Genomic DNA, 22,719 nt, shown 5'->3' on the forward strand with positions numbered 1-22,719 from the left:
AAAACAAGAACGAGATCGGAGCCTTGTCGCCTCGTCCGTCATCCGATCTCCGCCCGCAATTCCTCGAACAGCGCGGGAATCTTCGTCAGGCGCCTTTCCTCCTCGTCGAGAATCGCGTGGAAGGCCCGGCGCTTGATCGCCGCGGCACGGTCCTCGGGGGGGCGGGTCGCGGGATCGAGAGTCGAAAGCACGATGTCGATCAGCCGGTCGGCGCCGTGCAGGCGGCCCCAGAGATAGTCGTTCTCGCGATAGGCCCGGCTGAAAAAGGCGCCGAAGCTGTTGAACTGGATCCCCTTCAGCGTCGCCTCCGCGCCGCCGGTGCGGATCGCGGTGGCGTCGTCGGGCGCGATGCGATCGACGCGGATCGGGTCGAACTCGTCCACGCCCTCGCCCTGGAGCAGCGGCAGGGTGGCGATGTCGTAGAAGGGAAAGCCCAGATGTGCGAGGAGAAGCGGCCGGCGAAGATCCTTGGCGAGCGTGCTCAGCCCCGCGGCCAGCCGCGCATCGGTCTCGCCGTCGAGCTTCTTCAGCTGCATCCGGTCGGCGAGCCGGTCGAGGATCGGCCCGGCATCGTCGGTCATCATCCGGATCTCGTCGCGCAGATCGGCATAGGTGTCGGCGCGCTTGAGTTCGAGATAGGCCGCGAGCGAATCATAGATCGCCTCGCGCATCGGCCGCAGCACGCCGTGGCTGGTCGGCAAGTCCACTTCGGCGAGCCGGCGAGCGAGCAGGCGCAGGCGCCGGATCCGGAAGCCGAGGTCGTGGGCGCGCAGGAACTCCAGCGTCTCGGGCGAGGCGCCGTTGGAAAGCGTGGCGCCGAACCGGTCCGCGCCGCGCGACTGGACTGCGGCGGCGAGCGCCTCGCGGATCTCGTGCAGCCGCTCGGGTCCGTGATGCTCGCCCACCGTGTAGAGCAGCCTCGCCGTGCGATCGATCGCGCCTTCCACCTTGAGCAGGCCATAGGCGGTGTGGCCGTATCCGGCCTTGGCCGCCGCGGCCACCTGTGCGCGGCGGCGCCACGCGGCCAGCCGCTTCTGGTTCGGATAGTCGAGCCACAGCGTATAGCCGAACAGCGCCTCGACCTGGGTCTCCACTTCGGCACGGATCTCGGTGACGATCGCGAGCATCCGCTCGATCCGGTGCGAGCGGCGGGCGATCTCGTCCAGATTGTCGCGGATCGGCTGCTCGCGCGGCAGTTCGGAGAGTGCGCCGATGATCGTCGCGAAGAAGCCGGGCTTCTTGTCCCCCTCGGCGCCGTAGAAGTCGAAGCGGAAATTGGGGAAGGGATCGACGAAGACGAAGCGCCGGTCGACCTGGCGGCGGGCGGGGCGCTCCTTCAGCGCTTCCATGGCGGGGCGGAAGGGAGCGTTGGCGAGGACCGAGCCGTCGATCAGTATCGCTTTCTCGGCATGGCTGTCGGCCCATTGGCGCGGCAGGACGCGCTCCAGGAACGCATCGCGCTGCGGCCAGGCCTGTCTGCGCTCGGCGAGCAGCTCGTCCATCTCGCCCACCGTCATCGGCGGGAAGGCGCCCGGGAAGCTGGACGTCGCCCGCGCCGCGAAAGTGAGGCTCGCGGCATCGGCGAAGCGCTCGTCCGGCAGGCCATGATCGGTGAAGGAGAAGACGAGCCGGTGCTCGTTCTCGATCACCGAGGCGGGCGAATTGAGCCGCAGGGCCTCGGGATGGCCGCGGAAGTCGGTGACGGTGACGAACAGGTCGAGCGGCTGGCCATCCGGCAGCAGGCGCTTGTCCTTTGGCCCCCTGGCCATGGCGGCGAAGGCGTCGAGGATGGTATTGGCCAGCCGCTTGCCGCCGAACGGCGGCTCGAACCAGCGCGAGCGGACGAAATGCTCGAGCTTCAGGCGCACTTCGTCGCGCGCTTCGGCCGCCACCGTCTCGTCCACTGTCTTCGAGCGGTTGGCGACCAGCCAGGCGATCGGCACCGCCCAGATCTTGGCGAAGCGATGCGAGGGGCGCTGGCGCGGCTCGAGCAGCGCCTCGACATCGGCATTGTCCATCCACAGGTCGGTCAGCGGATCGAGCGACTGGCCCGTGGCGATGGCCTGGGCGAGGAACACCGTGTTGATTCCGCCCGCGCTGGCACCGGCGAGGATGTCCACCAGCACGCGCAGGTTGACACCCGACGTGTCGCGGATCTCCTCGATCAGTTCGCGATAGACGTCGGGCCGCCCGTCGGCCCCGTCGCGCTCGGCACAACTCGCGCGGGCCAGGCGCCAGACCTCCTTGGTGATGCCGTGCATGTACACGGCCAGGCTGATGCCGCCGTAGCAGACGAGCGCGAGGCGCAGTTCCTTGTCGCGGGTTTCGGTCATCAGGCCTTTTGCAGCGTCGCCCAGATGGGCAGGTGATCGGAGGCTGTACGCGCCTGGAGGCTGTCATGCACGCCGGCATCGGTGATGGTCAGCTCCGGGCTGGCCATGATCCGGTCGAGCCGGGCCACCGGGCGGCGCGCGTGGAAGGTCTTGCCGGTGGCGGCGAAGGCGAAATGGCCGGCAAAGTCGCGCAGGCATCCGGACTGGGCGCTCCATTCGTTGAGGTCGCCCATCAGGATCGTCGGATACTGGCGCGTACTTGCCTGGAGATGGGTGATGATCGCGTGCGCCTGGCGCCGCCGCCACAGGCCGGACAGGTCGAGATGCATGCCGACCACGCGCACCACCGGTCCGCCGGCGACGCGCACATCGGCCATCACTGCGCCGCGCGGTTCGAGCGCGGGCAGGTGGATCGCCTCGCAATCGAGGATCTGCGCATCCTTGCGCACGAGCAGCGCGTTGCCGTGCCAGCCCATCGAGCGCACCTTGGTGCCGAAGGGGACGGGTTTGTAGTCGCTATGCTCGGCAAGCAGATGCTGGGTGAGCACGGCGGAGCGTTCGCCGAAGCGGCGATCGGCTTCCTGGAGCGCGACGATGTCGGCGTCGATCTCGCAGAGCACCTGCAAGGTGCGCTCCGGGCGCCGCCGGCGATCGGTGCCGATCGACTTGCGCATGTTGTAGCTGGCGACCTTGATCATCGGCGCCCCTTATCGCGGGGCTTGAGGAACATGCGCAAGGGGCTCAGCTCGGATGCGCCCCGGCGCTGCCCTGGCTTGCGGCTTCGAGCGCGGCCGCGACGAGCCGGCGGCCGGTCTCCTCCGCGGCGCGCGGCGTCATCGCGATGGCGACGCCGTCGGGGCCGTCGAGCAGCACCACGCCCTGCTCGGCGGTCGCGATGCCCGGATCCTCCGCGGGTTCGGCGGGCGAGATCTTCTGTCCCATGCTTTCTCCGTTCGCCATCCCCGCCAAAGCGAGACAGGGAATTGGTGACAAACTCGGATGAACGGGAAAATATCCAAGATTCCCGAAGGAAGAACGCCGGATCTCAGCGGCCGCCGGCTTCGAGCAGGCGGCGCGGGGCGGCCAGTTCCCAGCTGCGCGCGATCCGGTCGCCGACAAAGTCCATGTCGGTATCCGGCTGCCCGACCGCGATGCCCACCCAGCCCAGTCCGAAATAGGCGACCCTGGAATAGATCTCAGGCGCGATCGCGATCAGGTTCGGCCCCTCTTCCTCGTCCCCGGTCTTCACGGCGACGATGGTGCGGCCGTCGCCATGATGATCGTGGCGGAACTGGGCGAACTGCTTGCCGGCGACGAAGAAGGTCGGCTGGCCGTGGCTCGTGCGCTCCTCGGCCTCGGGAAGCTCCAGCGCGATCGCGCGGACCTGGGCCAGGGCGGTGTCGGGATCGGGGCTCAGCCTTGCAGATTCTCGGGGCATAGGAACTCAGCGACTATCCGTGGATAGAGCCGATGTTCCTCCTTCAATACCCGTTCGGCAAGGCTTTCCGGCGTGTCGCCGGGCAGGATCGCCACTTCGGCCTGGCCGAGCACTTCGCCGCCGTCCAGCTCCTCGGTGACCATATGGACCGACGCGCCGCCATGGCTGTCACCCGCTTCGATCGCGCGGGCATGGGTGTCGAGCCCCTTGTACTTGGGCAGCAGCGACGGGTGGACGTTGACGATCCGGCCACGCCAGCGGGCGACGAAATCGTCCGAGAGCAGGCGCATATAGCCGGCCAGCGCGATCGCCTCGACGCCCGCCTGGCGCAGGGCCGCGTCGATCCGCGCTTCATATTCGGCCTTGGCCATGCCCCTGGGGCTCTGCGCGAAGGTGGCGATGCCCTGTTCGGCGGCCCAGGCGAGCCCCTCGGCCTCCGGCTTGTCGCTGGCGACGAGCGCGACTTCATAGGGGCAGTCGGGCGCCCGCGCCGCCTCGACCAGTGCGGCCATGTTCGAACCGCGCCCGGAAATCAGGATACCGAGCTTCCTACGCATTATGCGTGGCGGACCAGTCCGAACGCGCGCTCCAGACTTCGGGGGCGCCGAACACGGTGCAGCCGCGCTCGCCCGCTTCGACGGTGCCGATCACGAACACCGCTTCGCCCGCCGCGTAGAGTTCTTCCTTCACCGTGTCCGCCAGCTCGGGCGCCACCACCGCGACCATGCCGACGCCGCAATTGAAGGTACGCGCCATCTCCTCGGGCTCGATATTCCCCTGGCCCTGGAGGAACGCCATCAACCGGGGAAGCGGCCAGGCGCCTGCGTCGATCCGGGCATGGCAGCCCTCGGGCAGCACGCGCGGGACATTCTCGAGCAACCCGCCGCCGGTGATATGCGCCAGGCCGCGGATATTGCCCTTGCGAAGTTGCGGAAGCAGGCTTTGCACATAGATGCGCGTCGGCGCCATCAGCGCATCGAGCAGGATCACGTCCTGATCGAACAAAGCGGGGCGGTCCATCTTCCAGCCCTTGTCGGCGGCAAGGCGGCGGACCAGCGAGAAGCCGTTGGAATGCACGCCCGTGGAGCCCAGGCCGAGCAGCACGTCGCCCGGCCGGATCGCGCTGCCGTCGAGCAGCCGGTCGCGCTCGACCGCGCCGACGCAGAAGCCGGCCAGGTCGTAATCGCCCTCGGCGTACATGCCTGGCATCTCGGCGGTCTCGCCGCCGATCAGCGCACAGCCGGCCTGGCGGCAGCCCTCGGCGATGCTCGCGATCACGCGCTCGGCCGTCTCCGGCACCAGCTTGCCGCTGGCATAATAGTCGAGGAAGAAGAGCGGCTCGGCGCCCTGGACGATCAGGTCGTTGGCGCACATCGCGACCAGGTCGACGCCGACGCCGTCATGCGCGTTGAAATCGATCGCGAGCTTGAGCTTGGTGCCGACGCCGTCATTGGCCGCGACGAGCAGCGGGTCGTTGAACCCGGCAGCCTTCAGGTCGAACACGCCGCCGAACCCGCCCAGATCGGCATCGGCACCGGGCCGCCGCGTGGACTTGGCGAGCGGGCCGATCGCGCGGACCAGCGCGTTGCCGGCCGCGATCGAGACGCCCGCCTGGGCATAGGTATAGTTCTTCTGGTCGCTCATGCGGGGCGCTTAGCGCCATCTTCCCATTCCGTCATCTCAATATCCGTCGTCTTCGCGAAGGGGCAGTAACACTGCATGTTACATCTGCGCTTGGATTTCCCCGCGCCCTTCGCCAAAAGGGCCCACACATGACCCTGGCCCGCAAATCCCTCACCATCGGCATCGCCTCCGTGCTCGCGCTCGCGGGGCTGGGTGCCGTGCTTGCCGAAGGGGAGAAGGCCGTGGGCGGCAGTGCCGTGCCGATCGATGCCTCGGGCAGCTTCGAGGTCTCTGGCGTCGAGGTCGACGTGAAGGGCAAGGACGCCGATGCCGCGCGCTATGGCGGCTGGCGGCTCGCCCAGCGCAAGGGCTGGGAGATGCTGTCGCGCAAGCTGGCCGGCAAAGCTTCCACCATGCCCGATTCGGCGCTCGATTCGCTCGTCACCGGCATCGTCGTGGAAAAGGAGCAAATCGGCCCGACGCGCTATATCGCGCGCCTCAGCGTGCTGTTCGATCGCAACAAGGCGGGCGGCATATTGGGCGTTTCGGTGGCGGTGAACCAGTCGCCGCCGATGCTGATCGTGCCGCTGGAATATTCGGGCGGCTCGGGCCTGGTGTTCGAGCGCGAGACTGCCTGGGCCCGCGCCTGGAATCGCTTCAAGAGCGGCGGCAGCACGGTCGATTATGTGCGGGTGCAGGGCAACGGGCCCGATTCCATGCTTCTCAACGCCGGCCAGGTGCTGCGCCGCGGCCGCAACTGGTGGCGCTCGGTGCTCGACCAATATGGCGCGGCGGACGTGCTGATCGCCGAGGTGCAGCTGCGCCGCGAATATCCGGGCGGCCCGATCATCGGCATCTTCTCGGCCACCCATGGCCCCGATCGCCAGAAGATCGCCGATTTCGCGCTGCGCGTCGACAATGGCGATTCGCTCGACACGCTGATGGACGCGGGCGTCCAGCGGCTCGACAAGGCCTATCAGCAGGCGCTCGCGCTCGGCCAGCTCAATACCGACCGGCTCCTGGCCACGCGCCCGCCGGGTGCCAAGGCCGAGGAGAAGCCGACCGACGAGGCGACCGAGGCAGCCACGCCCACGCCCGAGCCCAGCGTCGCCGCCGGCACTGCGATCAGCGTCCAGTTCGACACGCCCAATGTCGGCTCGGTCAATGCCGGCGAGGCGGCGCTGCGCGGCATCCCGGGCGTGCGCTCTGCAGTCACGTCGAGCCTGGCGCTGGGCGGCATCTCGGTGATGCGCGTCTCCTATGACGGCCAGATCGCATCGCTGCACGCGCAGCTCGAGGCGCGGGGCTGGAGCGTGCAGGAAGGGCCGGGCGTGCTCCGCATCCGGCGCGCCGGCGGCGGTGGCGGAGCCCAGCCGGCACCCACGCCCCAGGCGACGGAAGCGCCGAACGGCGGATGACGCAGCTTCGCCTGCCGCTGGGACTGCCCGAAGCGCGCGAGACGGAATTCCTGGTCAGCGACTCCAACGCCCGCGCCGTCCACCAGCTCGAACATTGGGGCACCTGGCCCGTGATGTCGGCGCTGCTCGTCGGCCCGCGCAAGTCCGGCCGCAGCCTGTTGGCGCGCATCTTCGCGTCCAAGACCGGCGCGCGCATCTTCGACGATGCCGATCTCGGCAAGGAGACCGAAGTCTTCCATGCCTGGAACCAGGCCCAGGCCGAGCATCGCCCGCTGCTGATCGTCGCCCAGGCCGCGCCGCCGGCCTGGAGCGTCAAACTGCCCGATCTCAAGTCGCGCCTCGCCGCCTCGCCGCTGCTGGAGATCGGCCCGCCCGACGATGCGCTGATCCCCCAGCTGCTGGAGCGCGCCTTCGAGCGCCACCTGCTCCACGCCAGGCCGGACGTGATCGCCTGGATCGCCCGGCGGATCGAGCGCAGCCATATCGCGATCCTGCGCGTTGCCGATGCGCTTGAGCTGGAGGCGGGGCGGCGCTTGTCGATCCCGGCGGTTCGCGCCACATTGGCCGGGGCTGGTCTCATAACCGAAACGGACGGTGACTAACGGCGATGGCCAAGACAGCGAACAGGCAGGCCGTCGAAGGGACCCAGATGACCGAATTGCCGGAGAATTCCACACGTTACTTCAACCGCGAGCTCAGCTGGCTCGCGTTCAACCGCCGCGTGATGGAGGAAGCGACCAACCCGGCGCATCCCCTGCTCGAGCGGCTGCGCTTCCTGTCGATCTCCGGCTCGAACTTCGACGAGTTCTTCATGGTCCGCGTGGCGGGCCTGATGGGCCAGCAGCTCCAGAAGGTGGAGGCGCGCTCGGCCGACGGGCTCACGCCCGGCCAGCAGCTTGCCGCCATCTCGGCCGAGGCCGAGACGCTGGCCGACAACCAGCAGGCGGTGTGGACCGCGATCCGCGCCGACCTGGCCGAGACCGGCATCCACGTCCTCGACGCCGATGCGATCGAGGGCGAGACCGAGGCCTGGCTGGAGACGCATTTCCGCGACCAGATTTTCCCGATCCTCACACCCCAGGCGCTCGATCCCGCGCATCCGTTCCCGTTCATCCCCAACCAGGGATCGAGCGTGATCTTCGACCTGGTCCGCAAGTCGGACCGCGAGCCGGTGCGCGAGCTCGTCCTGCTGCCCACCGCGATCAAGCGTTTCGTCCGGCTGCCCGGCAATCCCGCCCGCTATGTCGCGGTCGAGGCGGTGCTCAAGCATTTCTCGCACCTGCTGTTCCCCGGCTACACGGCACTCGGCGCCGCGGCCTTCCGGGTGCTGCGCGACAGCGACATCGAAATCGAGGAAGAGGCCGAGGACCTGGTCATGACCTTCCGCTCGGCGATCAAGCGCCGGCGGCGCGGCCGAGTGATCCGCCTGGAGATGGAGGAGAGCATCTCCACCGAGCTGGAAGCGGTGCTCAAGGAAGAGCTGGGCGGCAGCGAGGCGCTGCTCACCGAGACCGGCGGCTTTCTCGGCATCGGCGATCTCGCCATGCTGGTCGACGAGGACCGGCCCGACCTGAAGTTCACGCCCTATTCGGCGCGCTTCCCCGAGCGCATCCGCGAATATGGCGGCGACTGTTTCGCGGCGATCAAGGCCAAGGATATCGTCGTCCACCACCCCTATGAGAGCTTTGACGTCGTGCTCTCCTTCCTGGGCCAGGCGGCGGCGGATCCGGACGTGGTGGCGATCAAGCAGACGCTCTACCGCGCCGGCAAGCAGCCCGCCGTCATCAACGCGCTGATCGCCGCGGCCGAGGCCGGCAAGTCGGTCACCGCGGTGGTCGAGCTGAAGGCGCGCTTCGACGAGGAGCAGAACCTCTATTGGGCGACTGCCCTGGAGCGTGCCGGCGTCCAGGTCGTCTATGGCTTCATCGACTGGAAGACCCATGCCAAGGTCTCGATGGTCGTGCGGCGCGAGGGCAATGGCTATCGCACTTATTGCCACTTCGGCACCGGCAACTATCATCCGGTCACCGCGCGCATCTATACCGACATCAGCTTCTTCACTGCCGATCCCCGGGTGGGGCGCGATGCGGCGCAGATCTTCAACTATGTCACCGGCTATGTGGAGCCGCATGGGCTGGAGCTGATCGGGATCAGCCCGCGCGACCTGCGCAACCGGCTGGTCGCCATGATCGACGACGAGATCGCCCATGTCCGCGCCGGGCGGCCGGGCCAGATCTGGGCCAAGATGAACTCGCTGGTCGATCCCGCGGTGATCGAGAAGCTCTACGAGGCGAGCAATGCGGGCGTCGAGGTCGAGCTGATCATCCGCGGCATCTGCTGCCTGCGCCCCGGCGTTCCGGGGATGAGCGAGAACATCAAGGTCAAGTCGATCGTCGGGCGCTTCCTCGAGCATAGCCGCATCTGGGCGTTCGGCAACGGCAAGGCGCTGCCCAATGACGGCGCCAGGCTGTTCATTTCCTCGGCCGACTGGATGCAGCGCAACTTCGATCGCCGTGTCGAGTTCATGCTGCCGATCCTCAACAAGACGGTGCACGACCAGGTGCTGGACCAGGTGATGGTGGCGAACCTGCTCGACAACGAGCAGAGCTGGGTGCTCCAGCCCGACGGGCACTATACCCGGATCGTGCCGGGCGAGGACGGCAGCTTCAACCTGCACCGCTATTTCATGACCAACCCGTCGCTTTCCGGGCGCGGCGCGGCGCTCGAATCGCGCAAGCCGGTGCCCAAGCTCCAGCTCAAGCGGCGCCGCAATCCGCCAAAGGCCAAGGCCAAGGCATGAACACGCTGCCGTTCCGCCGGGCGCGCACCAAGCCGGAAGGGGTCGAGGGCCGCACTGCGATCATCGACATCGGCTCCAATTCGGTGCGCCTGGTAGTCTATCAGGGCTCGGCGCGGCTGCCGGCGACCTTGTTCAACGAAAAGGTGATGGCGGGCCTCGGCCGCGGCCTGGCCGAGACGGGGGCGATCGATGCCGCCAGCCTCGCCGTCGCACGCGGCGCGCTGGCCCGTTTCGCCACGCTCGCGCGCGAGATGCAGGTTGGCGAGCTGCGCACCGTGGCGACGGCCGCAGTGCGCGACGCCTCCAACGGTCGCGAGCTGATCGAGGCGGCACGCGGCCTGGGCCTGGAAGTCGAGACCCTGTCGGGCGAGGAAGAGGCGATGGCCTCGGGCCTGGGCGTGCTCTCGGGCATTCCGGAGGCGGACGGCATCGTCGGCGACCTGGGCGGCGGCTCGCTGGAGCTGGTGCGCGTCGTCGCCGGCACGGTGACCGACCGCGTGTCCTTTCCGCTGGGCGTGCTCCGGCTCGGCGCGATCCGCGCGGAGGGCAAGACCGCGCTCGACCGCCGCGTCGCCAAGCTGCTCGGCGATGCCGGATGGAAGGGGCGGGGGAAGGGGCTGCCCTTCTATCTGGTCGGCGGTTCGTGGCGCAGCCTTGCCCGGCTCGATATGCACCTGAAGCACTATCCGCTGCCGATCGCACACCAATATCCGATGGCGGTGGCGCGGATCGGCGAGCTGGCCAGTTCGATCGCGGCGATGCCGCGTGCCGACCTGAAAGCGATCCCGAACATCTCCAGCGCCCGGATCGGGTCGCTGGAGGACGCGGCGCTACTGCTCGGGGGGGTGCTCCGGCAGCTCGGCAGCAGGGGCACGATCGTCTCGGCCTATGGCCTGCGCGAAGGGCTGCTCTTCCAGCGCCTCTCGGCCGAGCAGCGCCAGGAGGATCCGCTGATCGCCGCCACCCGCGACGAAGGGGAGCGCCTCGGCCGTTTCCCGGAACATGGCGACCTGCTGGACCGGTGGATCGCGCCGCTCTTCGCCGGCGAGCCGCACGAGCTGGCCCGCCTGCGCCATGCCGCCTGCCAGCTCGTCGATGTGGGCTGGCACGCCAATCCGGAGTTCCGCGCCGAGCGCGGCCTGGATGCGGCGTTGCACGGCAATTGGGTGGCGATCGATTCGATGGGCCGCGCGGCGCTGGGACAGGCGCTCTACACTGCGCTGGGCGGAGGGCTCGACACGCCGGCGCCGCTGCCGCAGCTGGCGGACGACGACACGCTGTGGCGCGCCAAGCTCTGGGGCCTCGCCATCCGCCTGGGCCAGCGCCTGTCGGGCGGCGTCGCCGCGCCGATCAAGCGCTCGGAGCTGCACATGGACGAGGAGACGCTCGCCCTCTGCCTCGATCCCGAGGACGAGGCGCTCTATGGCGAAGCAGTGGAGAAGCGCCACAAGGCGCTCGCCGCCGCATTCGGCAAGGAGCCGGTGCTGGAGGTCTGATCGGGGCCGGTCCCCCTTCGGGGGAGGGGAGCTAGGGTAAGACCTCGATCAAGACTTTGATTTCTTTCGTCATCCCCGCGCAGGCGGGGATCCAGGGCCAAGCCCGGAGCCGGTGCGGCAGGCCCCGCCCTCTCCGGACGGCGTTTGCTCGGTGGCGCCGATATCCCGTATTACCCTGGATCCCCGCCTGCGCGGGGATGACGGGGTTCGCTGAATGAGTCCTCGGCCTACGCTAGACGCAGCGCATCCCGGTGATCCGGCCACGTTCGTTGACATCGACGGTCAGCCGGTCGCGGCGATAGTCCATCGTCATCGCTTCGCCCGGGCGCACCACCCGCACCGCCGACGCCCCGCTGCGGGCGCGCAGCCGCGACTGGAGCCGCGGCGACATCTGCGCGCCGACAAAGCCCTGCACCGCGCCCGCGTTGCACATCCGTGGCCCCGGCATCGGGGTGGGATGGCCGTCCATGCAGCCTGCAAGCAGCAGAGCCATCGCGATCATGCCGATAGCGCGCATCAGGTCTCTCCTCGATCGCCCCCCGGCCGCGCCGCTTATATCCCGGCAGCGAAACGAAGGGGAGAGGCGTTTCAGCCGCAATGGGCGGAGTTGATCTTCCCGTCGGCGCCGAGGTGAAGGTTCAGCCGGTCGGGCCGGAAGTCCATCGTGGCGACGGCATCGGGTTCGAGCCAGCGGACGATCTTCGCGCCCGAGAGGCGCAGCGCCTCGGCTTCCGCTTCCTGACCGCGCGGCTTGCCGGTCAGCGCGCCCAGCCGCTCCGCGCTGCATTCCACGCCGGGGATCGCCCGGGGCGGCGTCTCCGGCGCGCAGGCGCCCAGGACGAGCAAGGCGGCGGCAGGGAGCACCAAGCGTATCATTCCGTGGGATCCTCGGTCCGGGTCATCTTGAGCTTACCATTCTTCACGGTGAACCCCAGCTGACCCTCGACCAGCGCCAGCGCGTCGCGGCCGAACTGCTCGTAGCGCCAGCCGTTGAGGATCGCGAGCCCGTCGCGCACCCCCGCGGCGAGCGATTCGAGGTCGTCCGAGCGCGCGAGCAGGCGCGGGGCGACGTTGATCTCCTTGGCGCGGATCTTGAGCAGCAGCTTGAGCAGGTCCGCGACCAGCGCCCCGTCCTTGCCGAGCGAAGGCTTGCGGTCGTCGCGCGGCGGCAGTTCGTCGGAGGACATGGGCGTCGCGCTCTCCAGCGCCGCCATCAGCCGTCCGCCGATGTCATTGCCCGCCCAGGCTGCCGAAAGGCCGCGCACCTTGCCCAGATCTCCCTGCTTGCGCGGCGGGTTGCCGGCGAGGTCGGCCAGCGTCTCGTCCTTGACGATGCGGCCGCGTGGCAGGTCCTTGCCCTGCGCCTCGAGCTCGCGCCAGCGGGCGAGCGCCTTGAGCCGGCCCAGCACCTCGGGCTTGCGGCTGGAGACGCGCACGCGCTGCCAGGATTCGTCGGGATCGTTGCGATAGTTCTCGGGATCGGCGAGCCGCTCCATCTCCTGGTCCAGCCAGGCGCCGCGCCCGGTCTTCTTGAGCTTCTCCAGCATGCGCGGGAAGATCTTGGAGAGGTGCGTGACGTCGGCGATCGCATAGTCGATCTGGCGCTTGTCGAGCGGGCGGCGGCTCCAGTCGGTGAAACGCGCGCCCTTGTCGATCTGGAAGCCCAGATACGTGTCGACCAGGTTCGAATAGCCGATCTGCTCGCCCAGGCCGAGCGCCATCGCCGCCACCTGGGTGTCGAACAGCGGGTGGGGGGTCTTGCCGGTGAGATTGTAGACGATCTCGATGTCCTGGCCGCCGGCGTGGAAGACCTTCAGCACCTCTTCATTGTCGACCATGAGGTCGAGCAGGGGCGTGAGGTCGATCCCCGGGGCCATCGGATCGATCGCGGCGGCCTCTTCGTCGTCGGCGATCTGGATCAGGCAGAGTTCCGGCCAATAGCTGTTTTCCCGCATGAACTCGGTGTCCACGCAGATATAGGGCTTGTTGGCGAGGCGGGCGCAGAGGTTGGCGAGAGTCGCGCTGTCTTCAATCAGACCATGGATATGCATCCAAGGCCCATAGACCGGTCTTCGGGTTGACAAAAGTGGGGTCTGCAAGGAATGCGCGCCCACGCTAATTTATTCGTCATCCCCGCGCGGGCGGGGATCCAGAGCCCCAGGCGGCGTCGCTAGTGACCCTGGACCCCTGTATTCGCTGGGGTGACGAGCAAGGGAAAGACCAGAATGCACGCCTATCGCACGCACACCTGCGCCCAGCTCCGCGCCGCCGATGTCGGCCAGGAAGTCCGTATTTCGGGCTGGATCCACCGCACCCGCGAGCATGCGAATGTGCTGTTCGTCGACCTGCGTGACCATTACGGCATCACCCAGGTGGTGATCGAGACGAGCTCCGACCTCTTCGCGATCGTCGACAATGCCGGCCCCGAGTCGGTGATCACAGTGACCGGCAAGGTCTCGGCGCGCGCGCCCGAGACGCTCAATCCCAAGCTCGACACCGGCGAGATCGAAGTCTTCCCCACCGCGGTGGTCGTCCAGTCCCAGGCGGCGAAGCTGCCGCTCCCCGTCTTCGGCGACAACGAATATCCGGAGGACATCCGCCTCCGCTACCGCTTCCTCGACCTGCGCCGCGAGAAGGTCCACAAGAACATCATGCTGCGCTCGAGCGTCATCGCGTCGCTGCGGCGCCGGATGATCGACCAGGGCTTCACCGAGTTCCAGACGCCGATCCTCACCGCGTCGAGCCCCGAAGGCGCCCGCGACTATCTCGTCCCGAGCCGTGTCCACCCGGGCAAGTTCTACGCGCTCCCCCAGGCGCCGCAGATGTTCAAGCAGCTGCTGATGGTTGCCGGCTTCGACCGCTATTTCCAGATCGCCCCCTGTTTCCGCGACGAGGATGCGCGCGCCGATCGTTCGCCGGGCGAATTCTACCAGCTCGACTTCGAGATGAGCTATGTGACGCAGGACGACGTGTTCGCCGCGATCGAGCCGGTGCTGCACGGCGTGTTCGAGGAATTCGCCGACTGGGAAGGCATGGGCCGCTCGGTCTCGGCGCTGCCGTTCAAGCGCATCCCGTACAGGGAATCGATGCTGAAATACGGCAACGACAAGCCGGACCTGCGCAACCCGCTGCTGATCACCGACGTCAGCGAGTTCTTCAAGGGCTCGGGCTTCGGCCGCTTCGCCTCGATCGTCGAGGGCGGCGACGTCGTCCGCGCGGTCCCGGCGCCGAACACGCATGAGAAGAGCCGCAAGTTCTTCGACGACATGAACAGTTGGGCCCAGAGCGAAGGCTTCCCGGGTCTCGGCTATGCCACCCAGAAGGACGGCGTGTTCGGCGGCCCGATCGCCAACAACCATGGCCAGGAGGGCATGAAGGCGATTGCGGAGGCCATGGGCCTCGGCCCGAACGACGGCATCTTCTTCGCCGCCGGCAAGGAAGCTCAGGCCGCCAAGCTGGCCGGCCTGGCGCGCACCCGCGCCGCCGAACAGCTCGAACTGATCGACAGGAAGCGCTTCGAATTCTGCTGGATCGTCGATTTCCCGATGTTCGAATATGACGAGGACGCCAAGAAGGTCGATTTCAGCCACAACCCCTTCTCGATGCCGCAGGGCGAGCTGGAGGCGCTGGAGACCAAGGACCCGCTCGATATCCTGGCGTACCAGTATGACATCGTCTGCAACGGCATCGAGCTGTCCTCGGGCGCGATCCGGAACCATCGTCCGGAGATCATGTACAAGGCGTTCGAGATCGCCGGCTATACCCAGCAGGACGTCGACACCAACTTCGCGGGCATGATCAACGCCTTCAAGTTCGGCGCCCCGCCGCATGGCGGCTCGGCTCCGGGCGTGGACCGCATCGTGATGCTGCTCGCCGACGAGCCGAACATCCGCGAAGTCATCGTCTTCCCGATGACGCAGAAGGCCGAGGACCTGATGATGCAGGCGCCGTCCTTCGTCAGCGAGAAGCAGCTCAAGGAGCTCAACATCCGCCTCGCCCCGCAGGTGGCGGCGGATCTGGCCAAGAAGGGCACTGACGGCATCGTCGATCCTTCGGCGGGTTGAGCTGGAAGATCCTCCCCCGCGTGGGGCTCGCCGCGAAGCGGCGGTGGAGGGGCTCGCCACGGGCGCATCGCTTGCGGCGCTCCCCTCCCGTCACGCTTTGCGTGCCCCCCTTTTGGGGGAGAATTGGCCTTTGAAGTTATAAAACTTCAACCTACAGACATAAAACTACAACCAACATCGGTAATCCGGCCGGTAGAGCCGGGATGCAGGAGCGAGAATGTCTGACGAGAATACCGCACGGGCCCGCGCCCGGGCGGAGGCGACCATTGGCCTCGCCGACCTGTTCACCATCGGGATCGGCCCGTCGAGCTCGCATACCGTCGGCCCGATGCGCGCCGCCGCGTCCTTTGCCGAACAGGCGCTCGATCGCGGCCCGCCGACCGCCGTTTCCTGCGAGCTGTTCGGATCGCTCGCGCTCACCGGGCGCGGCCACGCCACCGATATCGCGGTGATCCTCGGCCTCGCCGGCTACCAGCCCGAGAGCGTCGATCCCGATGCGGTGAACACCATCGTCGACACGATCCGCGCAGAGGAGCAGCTCGCGCTCGGCGGCCATGTGGTGGTGCCCTTTGTCGATGGCCGCCACCTGATCTTCCGCGACGACCATTTCCTGCCCTCGCATCCCAACGGCATGCGCTTCGTCGCCCATTATGCCGAGGGCGAACCCTGGGAGACCTTCTATTATTCGATCGGCGGCGGCGCGATCGTGGAGGGCGGGTGCGAGCCGCCCCAGACCAACGTCAAGCTCCCCTTCGCCTTCACTTCGGGTGCCGAGCTGCTCGCCGTGGCCGAAGCACAGGGTGCCTCGATCGCCGATATCGTCCGCGCCAACGAAGCTGCCTGGCGCGACGACGCCGAGACGGATGCCTTTCTCGACAGCCTGCGCGCCGCCATGTCCGCCTGTATCGATCGCGGCGTGCGCGGGGAGGGGGAACTGCCCGGCGGCCTCAAGGTCAGGCGCCGCGCCCGCGACCTGCACAATCGCCTGATCGCGCGTGGCCCGCGCACCGATCCTTCGCTGGTCTTCGACTGGGTGAGCCTCTGGGCGCTGGCGGTGAACGAGGAGAATGCCGCCGGCGGCCGCGTCGTCACTGCGCCGACCAACGGGGCGGCGGGGGTGATCCCCGCGGTGCTGCGCTATTACGAGACCTTCTGCGCCAATCCGACGCCGGCCGGCTCGCGCACCTTCCTGCTCACCACGGCCGCGATCGGCTTCCTCTACAAGAAGCGCGCCTCGATCTCTGCCGCCGAGATGGGCTGCCAGGGCGAGGTGGGCGTCGCCTGCTCGATGGCGGCGGCGGGCCTCGCGGCGGCGCTCGGTGCCACCAACGCCCAGATCGAGAATGCCGCCGAGATCGGCATGGAGCATAATCTCGGCCTCACCTGCGATCCGATCGGCGGGCTGGTCCAGATTCCCTGCATCGAGCGCAACACCATGGGCGCGATCAAGGCGATCAACGCCGCCTATCTGGCGATGCACGGCGACGGCAGCCATGTCGTCAGCCTCGACGCCGTGATCGAGACCATGCGCCAGACCGGCGAGGACATGCGCTCCAAGTACAAGGAGACTGCCCAGGGCGGCCTCGCGGTGAACGTGGTGGCCTGCTGAGCCGCCTTTACGAGCCACCTCTGGATTGGGGACTCATATTTCTTCAATCGTCATCCCCGCGCAGGCGGGGATCCAGGGCCAGGTGCGGAGCCGAGGTGGCGGAGTGCTGCCCGCTCCGGATGGCGTTCGCGCGGTGGCGCCGATATCCCGCATTATCCTGGATCCCCGCCTGCGCGGGGATGACGGTGGAAGTGCAACGACGCGCTTGCCACCGGCGTGCGCTCAGGGGATCGTGCCGCCATGCGTATCGCCGTCTTCAACACCAAGCCCTATGATCGCCGCTTCCTGACCGAGGCGAACGCCGCCTTCGGCCACGACCTGCACTTCCTCGAGCCCCGGCTCGAGCCCGCCACCGTATCGCTGGCGGCCGGGCATCGGGCAGTATGCGTCTTCGTCAACGACACGGTCGATGCCGAAGTGCTGGAGGCGCTGGCGAGCCAGGATACGAAGCTGGTCGCGCTGCGCTGCGCGGGGTTCAACAATGTCGATCTCGCCGCGGCCCGGCGACTCGGCATCGAGGTGGTGCGCGTGCCCGCCTATTCGCCGCACGCGGTCGCCGAGTTCACCATCGGCATGATGCTGGCGGTCGATCGCCGCATCCCGCGTGCCTGGGCGCGGGTGCGCGACAATAATTTCGCGCTCGAAGGGCTGATCGGGCGCAATCTCCATGGCCGCACCGTCGGCGTGGTCGGCACCGGCAAGATCGGGGCGCTGGTCGCCCGCGGCCTGCGGCTGGGCTTTGGCTGCACGGTGCTGGCCAGCGACCTTGTCCCCGATCCCGAGCTGGAGGCGATCGGGGTGCGCTATGTCCCCCGCGACCTGCTGCTGCGCGAGGCCGAGATCGTCACGCTCCATTGCCCGCTCACTCCGGACACGCGGCATCTGATCGATGCAGCCGCGATCGAGGCGGCGCGCGACGGGCTGATGATCGTCAACACCAGCCGCGGCGCGCTGATCGACACCGCCGCGCTGATCACGGGCCTCAAGCGCCGCAAGATCGGTGCCGTCGCGCTCGACGTGTACGAGCAGGAGGCCGACCTGTTCTTCGAGGACCTGTCGAGCGAGATCGTCTCGGACGACCTGTTCCAGCGGCTGCTCACCTTTCCCAACGTGCTGATCACCGGGCACCAGGCCTTCCTGACCGAAGAGGCGCTGGCCGCCATCGCCGAGACCACGCTGCGGAGCGCCGCCGATGCCGAGGCGGGCCGGCCGCTCGAAAACCGGGTTGATGCCGCGCGGATGGCCTCTTCGAAGTGAGAATGTCGGCTTTGGTCGCAGTGCCGTTCCCGGAGCGCCGCGCCACCGGCTAGCCCCGCACCGTTCGTGCCGGGAGGGTGATCATGCGCGTGTTGGGAATGGTGGCCGCCCTGGCCATGGTCGCGGCGATGCCCGTGCGGGCCGACGGGATCGACGACTATGTGCGCAGCCAGATGGAAGCAGGGCATATCCCGGGCGTCGCAGTCGCGGTGGTGCACAAGGGCAAGGTCGAGACGGTGCGCAGCTATGGGCTCGCCAATCTCGAATGGGATGCCCCGGTCACACCCGAGACGCGCTTCCAGACCGCGTCGGCGACCAAGATCTTCACCGGCATCGCGCTGATGCGGCTGGTCGAGGCCGGCAAGCTCCGCCTCGACGACACGCTCGATCGCTTCTTCCCCGAGGCGCCGGCGAGCTGGCGCGGGATCACCATCCTCCAGCTCGCCAGCCACAGCTCCGGCCTGCCCGACCGGCTGGGCGAGCATGTCGACAGCGTGGCGGCAACCGTCGCCGCCGCGCAGAAGGCACCGCTAGCCTATGCGCCGGGCACCGAGACGCGCTACGGCTTCACCGATTTCGTCGTGCTGCGCGCGGCGATGGAGCAGGCGGCAGGCAAGGGCATCGCCGCGATCTTCCGCGACGAGATCTGCCTGCCGCTCGGCCTGATGGACACCGGCTTCAACGACGAGCGCCAATGGGGGCCGTTCCGCTCGGCGCTGCCCCTGCCTCGTCGCGCGACCGTCCATGCCTGGAAGGACGGCGAGCAGCGGATCAGCGGGTTCCTCTATGGCGAGACCGGCTATGCGGCGGGCGGACTGTTCAGCTCGGCGCGCGATCTGGCGGCGCTGTTCGCTGCGCTCGACCGGGGCGAACTGCTCAAGCCCGAGAGCCGGCAGCTGCTTCAGACACCGCCCTTGCTCAAGAACGGCAAGCCGGCCGCATTCGGCGTGGGATGGACCGCCGGTACCTGGCACGGCGTCAAGGTGGTCGGTCATAGCGGCGGGCCGGCGCTGGCCGACATCCTCCATGCCGATGCGGAGGGGCTGACGGTGATCGTGCTCACCAACCAGCAGCGTTACTATCCCTTGCTGGCCCGCCGCGTCGCGGATTTCTACCTCCCGCCGGCGCCCCCGCCCGTGGTGCTGGCCGACGCCGAGCCCGCGCTCACCGCGCTGATGCGCACGGCGCTGGCGGAAGCTGCCGCCGGCAAGCTCGACCGCAGCCGCTATGCCGCCGGCGCGATGCAGGGTCCGGTGCCCTTCCTGGAGGATTTCGGCCAGGCGCTGCTCGCCGCACTGGGGCCGGTGCAGCAGGTCAGCCTGATCGAGGACGTGCCCGGCAAGGCCGAGCATGTCCGCCGCTATGCCATCACCTTTCGGAACCAGGCGTTGGTCTGGCGCTTCGCGGTCGATGCGGCGGGCAAGATCACCGATCTCCATCCTCCCTCGGACGACTGACCATGGCCCGAAATCCCCACGCTTCGATCCTTGCCGCCGCTGCGTTGCTGCTGAGCCATGCCGGGCTGGCCGCGGCGCAGGAGGTGCCCGCGACTCCGCCGCCGCCCGCGAAGGATCCCGCCTGCGCCGCGCTGCGTAGCGAAGTCTCCCAGCTCGAGCTCGATATCCAGCGCGAAGGCGTCGCGATGTCGAAACAGGCCAATGACATGCAGAAGAAGCTGCGGGCGCGGCAGGACACGATGCGCACGGCCGGGCTGCTCTCGATGATCCCGGGGGCCGGCATGGTCGGCTCGCTGGTGTCGCGCGCGGCGGGCGCCGGGATGCGCGGCATGCCCCAGGACATGCAGGCGTCGATGGACCGCCAGATCGCCCTGAGCGAGCGGATGGTCGCCGCTTCCCAGGCGCTGCACGACAAATGCGGCGAGGACGCCTATGGCCCGCCGATGTCGGCCGAGGAGCGCAGGGCGCTTCAGGCCGAAGCGACGGCGAGCCAGCCGAACTGATCCGGCCGGCCGGCACGCGCGCGTTCGCCCTTGCCAGCGGGAGCGACAAGGCGGATCGTGCGTTGGGCGCGCACGGAGGCGGCATGAAGATAGATCTGGACGATTACGAAGCCGGCAAGGATTTCGACGGCGACTATGACAAGGCGCTCGCCAGGATCCAGAAGCGGCTGAGCCACATCCATTATGCGCACATCGTCCATCGGCGCCGCGCGATCATTGCGTTCGAGGGCTGGGACGCAGCGGGGAAGGGCGGCATCATCCAGCGCCTCACCGGCGAATGGGATCCGCGCTATTATGAGGTCTGGCCGATCGCCGCGCCCACCCAGGAGGAACTCGCCCATCACTTCCTCTGGCGCTTCTGGCGGCGGCTGCCCGCCCAGCACAATATCGCGATCTTCGACCGCAGCTGGTATGGCCGCGTCCTCGTCGAGCGGGTCGAGGGTTTCGCCAGCAAGGCCGAATGGGAACGCGGCTATGACGAGATCAACGATTTCGAGGCGCAACAGCTCACCGCGGGTACCACGCTGGTGAAGGTCTTCGTCCATGTGACGCAGGAGACGCAGGACAAGCGCCTGAAGGACCGGCTGGAGCATCCCTGGAAGCGCTGGAAGACCGGGCTCGACGACTTTCGCAACCGCGCCAAGCGCCCGCAATATCTCGAAGCGATGCACGAGATGTTCGCGCGCACCAGCACGCAGCACGCGCCCTGGATCGTGATCGACGGCAACGACAAGAAGGCGGCGCGGATCGCCGCGCTCACCGCCATCGCCGACGCGCTGGAGGCGCATGTGCCGATGGAGCCGCCCCGGCTCGATCCCGAAGTGGAGAAGGTCGCGAGGAAGGCGCTGGGGCTCTAGCGGCCCGGAATCGTCGGGTCTCGTGTCGGAAAAGTCGACTTTCGTCGTGCGCGCATGGCCATCCCCGTGCCTGTGTATTATGTGGGCAACTCACATCGTGATCCGGGAGACTCATCCGTGCGTATCTTCGTCATCGCCAGCCTGATGCTGCTCGCCGTTCCGGCGGCGGCCGCACCCGGCGACTTGTCTGGACCCGCTGCCGCCCATGCCGTGGACGCGCTGATCGCGTCGATGAACGGCTATGTCGATCCGCAGACCGGGGCACGGGTGCAGGCGCTTCTCCGCAAGGAGCGCAAGCGCCTGTCGGCGATCCGTGACCGCGAGGCGCTGGTGCGGGAAGTCAACCTGCTGCTCGCCGACGCGCACGACCAGCATCTGAAGATCCGGATCGATACGATGGATCCCAAACAGGCGGCGCGCAGCCCCGAGGACGAGGCGCTGCTGGAGCGGCACCTCGCGCATGGCCTGATGGCGGTACGGCGGCTGCCGGGCAATATCGGCTATCTCAAGCTGCGCTATTTCGCCGCCGACGCCGAAGGGGCCCGCATGGTCGATCAGGCAATGCACATGCTGAAGGACAGTGGCGCGCTGATCATCGACCTGCGCGAGAATACCGGCGGCGGCGGCGCGACCGATACCCGTCTGCTCGGCCACCTCTCCGCCACTCCGATCCCGATGGCGAAGATCCACTGGCGCAAGCCCGATGGCAGCTTCGTGGTCGAGCAGCGCGTGGCGGACATGCCGGCCGGCGGCCCGCTCTACGCCGATCGCCCGGTCTTCGTCCTCATGGCGAAGCGCACTTTCTCGGCTGCCGAGGGCTTCGCATATGATCTTCAGGCGGCACGCCGGGCCACGCTGGTCGGCGAGGCGAGCCGCGGCGGCGGCAATCCCGCGAATCGCAACGTCGAGCTGGGTTCCGGCATGAGCGCTTTCGTCCCCAATGGCCGCGTCGAGCATCCGACGACTCATGGCAATTGGGAGGGGAAGGGCGTCCAGCCCGATATTGCCAGCGACCCGAAGCTCGCACTGGTCGAGGCCTATCGCCGCGCGCTCGCGGTGGCGAGGCCGCTGGCCACGACGCCCAAGTCCGAAAGGGAACGCGCCGACGCCATCGCCGACCCCGAGGCCGTGCTCCGCGCCGACGCCGGCCTGTAGGCCGCTGGTACGGACGCTAGGCCGGCGCGAACGCGCCGTCCGCCCCCATCACGTGCAGCACGCCATCGGCAATGGCGAAATAGGCCCCGTGGAGCGCGAGCTTGCCCGATGCCACCCGCTCGGCGACGAACGGGAAGGTCAGCAGGTTCACCAGCGACACCCGCACCGTCTCCAGCTCCAGCGCGCGCACTGCCTCGGGGCCGGTGCCGTGCTCGGCGACGATCCGCTCGCGTGCCGGATCGAGCATGTCGACCCAGTGGGCGATGAACCCGCCCTGGCCGTTCGGTGCGCCCTTGAAGCGCTGCGACAAGGCCGCCGCCACGCCGCCGCACGCGCCGTGGCCCAGCACCAGTATCTCGGGCACTTCGAGCTGGTTCACCGCGAATTCCAGCGCGGCGGAGACGCCGTGCCGGCTGGCATCGTCCTCGAAGGGCGGCACCAGGTTGGCGACATTGCGCACCACGAAGATCTCGCCCGGCACGGTGTCGAAGATCTGGGCGGGATCGACTCGGCTGTCCGAGCAGGCGATCACCATCACCCGCGGGCTCTGGCCTTCGCTCAGGCCCGACCATCGGTCGCGGTGGCGGCGATATTCGCTGGTCCGGAAACGCTGATAGCCGTCGAGCAGGTCGGTGAAATCGGTCATGGCCGATGCCGTAACGCCCGGCGTCCGGCCTGCCAAGTTTGTATCGAACTGTTGCTCGCGGCT

General features: G+C 68.2%; 21 protein-coding genes. 11 read left to right on the forward strand and 10 right to left on the reverse strand.

Annotation, left to right across the window (positions count from 1 at the left end):
- Positions 1 to 38 precede the first annotated feature (38 nt).
- The 6 genes from FFS08_RS06685 to purM form a co-directional block, all read right to left on the reverse strand.
- Positions 39 to 2,333, reverse strand: coding sequence for a patatin-like protein (locus tag FFS08_RS06685; RefSeq protein WP_137863603.1), 2,295 nt, complete (start codon positions 2,331 to 2,333; stop codon positions 39 to 41).
- Positions 2,333 to 3,031 (reverse strand): endonuclease/exonuclease/phosphatase family protein, encoded by a 699-nt coding sequence (locus FFS08_RS06690; protein ID WP_137863602.1) that lies wholly within the window; start codon positions 3,029 to 3,031, stop codon positions 2,333 to 2,335. Before FFS08_RS06690 ends, FFS08_RS06685 begins: the two co-directional genes overlap by 1 nt.
- Before the next feature lie 43 nt (positions 3,032 to 3,074).
- Positions 3,075 to 3,275, reverse strand: coding sequence for a hypothetical protein (locus FFS08_RS06695; RefSeq protein ID WP_137863601.1), 201 nt, complete (start codon positions 3,273 to 3,275; stop codon positions 3,075 to 3,077).
- Between the two features lie 103 nt (positions 3,276 to 3,378).
- The gene (locus tag FFS08_RS06700) at positions 3,379 to 3,771 is read right to left on the reverse strand and encodes an MmcQ/YjbR family DNA-binding protein (RefSeq protein WP_249341162.1); all 393 of its coding nucleotides are present in this window, start codon (positions 3,769 to 3,771) and stop codon (positions 3,379 to 3,381) included.
- Complete coding sequence (purN, locus tag FFS08_RS06705) at positions 3,747 to 4,328, reverse strand: phosphoribosylglycinamide formyltransferase (protein WP_137863600.1); 582 nt, start codon at positions 4,326 to 4,328, stop codon at positions 3,747 to 3,749. Before purN ends, FFS08_RS06700 begins: the two co-directional genes overlap by 25 nt.
- Positions 4,321 to 5,415, reverse strand: a complete 1,095-nt coding sequence (gene purM, locus FFS08_RS06710; protein ID WP_137863599.1) for a phosphoribosylformylglycinamidine cyclo-ligase — start codon at positions 5,413 to 5,415, stop codon at positions 4,321 to 4,323. The genes purN and purM overlap by 8 nt, the downstream gene beginning before the upstream one ends.
- A 128-nt stretch (positions 5,416 to 5,543) precedes the next feature.
- On the opposite strand from purM, the gene FFS08_RS06715 reads away from it, so the two are divergent.
- The 4 genes from FFS08_RS06715 to FFS08_RS06730 are packed head-to-tail and all read left to right on the forward strand — an operon-like array spanning position 5,544 to position 11,108.
- Positions 5,544 to 6,812: a heavy-metal-associated domain-containing protein gene (locus FFS08_RS06715; protein ID WP_137863598.1), complete on the forward strand. Its 1,269-nt coding sequence runs from the start codon at positions 5,544 to 5,546 to the stop codon at positions 6,810 to 6,812.
- On the forward strand, positions 6,809 to 7,414 hold the full coding sequence (locus FFS08_RS06720; protein ID WP_137863597.1) for a P-loop NTPase family protein: 606 nt from the start codon (positions 6,809 to 6,811) through the stop codon (positions 7,412 to 7,414). Before FFS08_RS06715 ends, FFS08_RS06720 begins: the two co-directional genes overlap by 4 nt.
- A 47-nt stretch (positions 7,415 to 7,461) precedes the next feature.
- A complete protein-coding gene (locus FFS08_RS06725) occupies positions 7,462 to 9,612 on the forward strand; it encodes an RNA degradosome polyphosphate kinase (protein WP_249341161.1) in 2,151 nt (716 codons plus the stop codon).
- Positions 9,609 to 11,108, forward strand: coding sequence for a Ppx/GppA family phosphatase (locus FFS08_RS06730; protein WP_137863595.1), 1,500 nt, complete (start codon positions 9,609 to 9,611; stop codon positions 11,106 to 11,108). The genes FFS08_RS06725 and FFS08_RS06730 overlap by 4 nt, the downstream gene beginning before the upstream one ends.
- Before the next feature lie 232 nt (positions 11,109 to 11,340).
- Here FFS08_RS06730 and FFS08_RS06735 read toward each other — a convergent pair whose 3' ends face one another.
- The 3 genes from FFS08_RS06735 to rnd all read right to left on the reverse strand — a co-directional run bounded on the left by FFS08_RS06735 (position 11,341) and on the right by rnd (position 13,159).
- On the reverse strand, positions 11,341 to 11,625 hold the full coding sequence (locus tag FFS08_RS06735) for an I78 family peptidase inhibitor (protein WP_137863594.1): 285 nt from the start codon (positions 11,623 to 11,625) through the stop codon (positions 11,341 to 11,343).
- A gap of 71 nt (positions 11,626 to 11,696) precedes the next feature.
- Positions 11,697 to 11,984 (reverse strand): I78 family peptidase inhibitor, encoded by a 288-nt coding sequence (locus tag FFS08_RS06740; protein WP_249341160.1) that lies wholly within the window; start codon positions 11,982 to 11,984, stop codon positions 11,697 to 11,699.
- Positions 11,981 to 13,159: a ribonuclease D gene (gene rnd / locus FFS08_RS06745; protein WP_137863593.1), complete on the reverse strand. Its 1,179-nt coding sequence runs from the start codon at positions 13,157 to 13,159 to the stop codon at positions 11,981 to 11,983. Before rnd ends, FFS08_RS06740 begins: the two co-directional genes overlap by 4 nt.
- Positions 13,160 to 13,333: 174 nt before the next feature.
- On the opposite strand from rnd, the gene aspS reads away from it, so the two are divergent.
- The 7 genes from aspS to FFS08_RS06780 all read left to right on the forward strand — a co-directional run bounded on the left by aspS (position 13,334) and on the right by FFS08_RS06780 (position 22,010).
- Positions 13,334 to 15,172, forward strand: coding sequence for an aspartate--tRNA ligase (gene aspS / locus FFS08_RS06750; protein WP_137863592.1), 1,839 nt, complete (start codon positions 13,334 to 13,336; stop codon positions 15,170 to 15,172).
- Positions 15,173 to 15,389: 217 nt separating this feature from the next.
- A complete protein-coding gene (locus tag FFS08_RS06755) occupies positions 15,390 to 16,781 on the forward strand; it encodes an L-serine ammonia-lyase (protein WP_137863591.1) in 1,392 nt (463 codons plus the stop codon).
- A gap of 240 nt (positions 16,782 to 17,021) precedes the next feature.
- Entirely contained in the window at positions 17,022 to 18,038 is a 1,017-nt protein-coding gene (locus FFS08_RS06760; protein WP_137863590.1) for a 2-hydroxyacid dehydrogenase, read from the forward strand.
- A gap of 83 nt (positions 18,039 to 18,121) precedes the next feature.
- Entirely contained in the window at positions 18,122 to 19,495 is a 1,374-nt protein-coding gene (locus FFS08_RS06765) for a serine hydrolase domain-containing protein (protein ID WP_137863589.1), read from the forward strand.
- A gap of 2 nt (positions 19,496 to 19,497) precedes the next feature.
- On the forward strand, positions 19,498 to 19,998 hold the full coding sequence (locus FFS08_RS06770; protein ID WP_137863588.1) for a hypothetical protein: 501 nt from the start codon (positions 19,498 to 19,500) through the stop codon (positions 19,996 to 19,998).
- Between the two features lie 83 nt (positions 19,999 to 20,081).
- Positions 20,082 to 20,855 (forward strand): polyphosphate kinase 2 family protein, encoded by a 774-nt coding sequence (locus FFS08_RS06775; protein WP_137863587.1) that lies wholly within the window; start codon positions 20,082 to 20,084, stop codon positions 20,853 to 20,855.
- A gap of 117 nt (positions 20,856 to 20,972) precedes the next feature.
- Positions 20,973 to 22,010, forward strand: coding sequence for a S41 family peptidase (locus FFS08_RS06780; RefSeq protein WP_171012500.1), 1,038 nt, complete (start codon positions 20,973 to 20,975; stop codon positions 22,008 to 22,010).
- A 16-nt stretch (positions 22,011 to 22,026) separates the two neighbouring features.
- On the opposite strand, the gene FFS08_RS06785 is transcribed toward FFS08_RS06780, so the two are convergent.
- Positions 22,027 to 22,656: a carbonic anhydrase gene (locus FFS08_RS06785; RefSeq protein ID WP_137863585.1), complete on the reverse strand. Its 630-nt coding sequence runs from the start codon at positions 22,654 to 22,656 to the stop codon at positions 22,027 to 22,029.
- Between the last annotated feature and the right edge of the window lie 63 nt (positions 22,657 to 22,719).

This window comes from Sphingomonas sp. 1F27F7B (genome assembly GCF_005503355.1).
In the GTDB taxonomy this organism is placed as follows: Bacteria; Pseudomonadota; Alphaproteobacteria; order Sphingomonadales; family Sphingomonadaceae; genus Sphingomonas.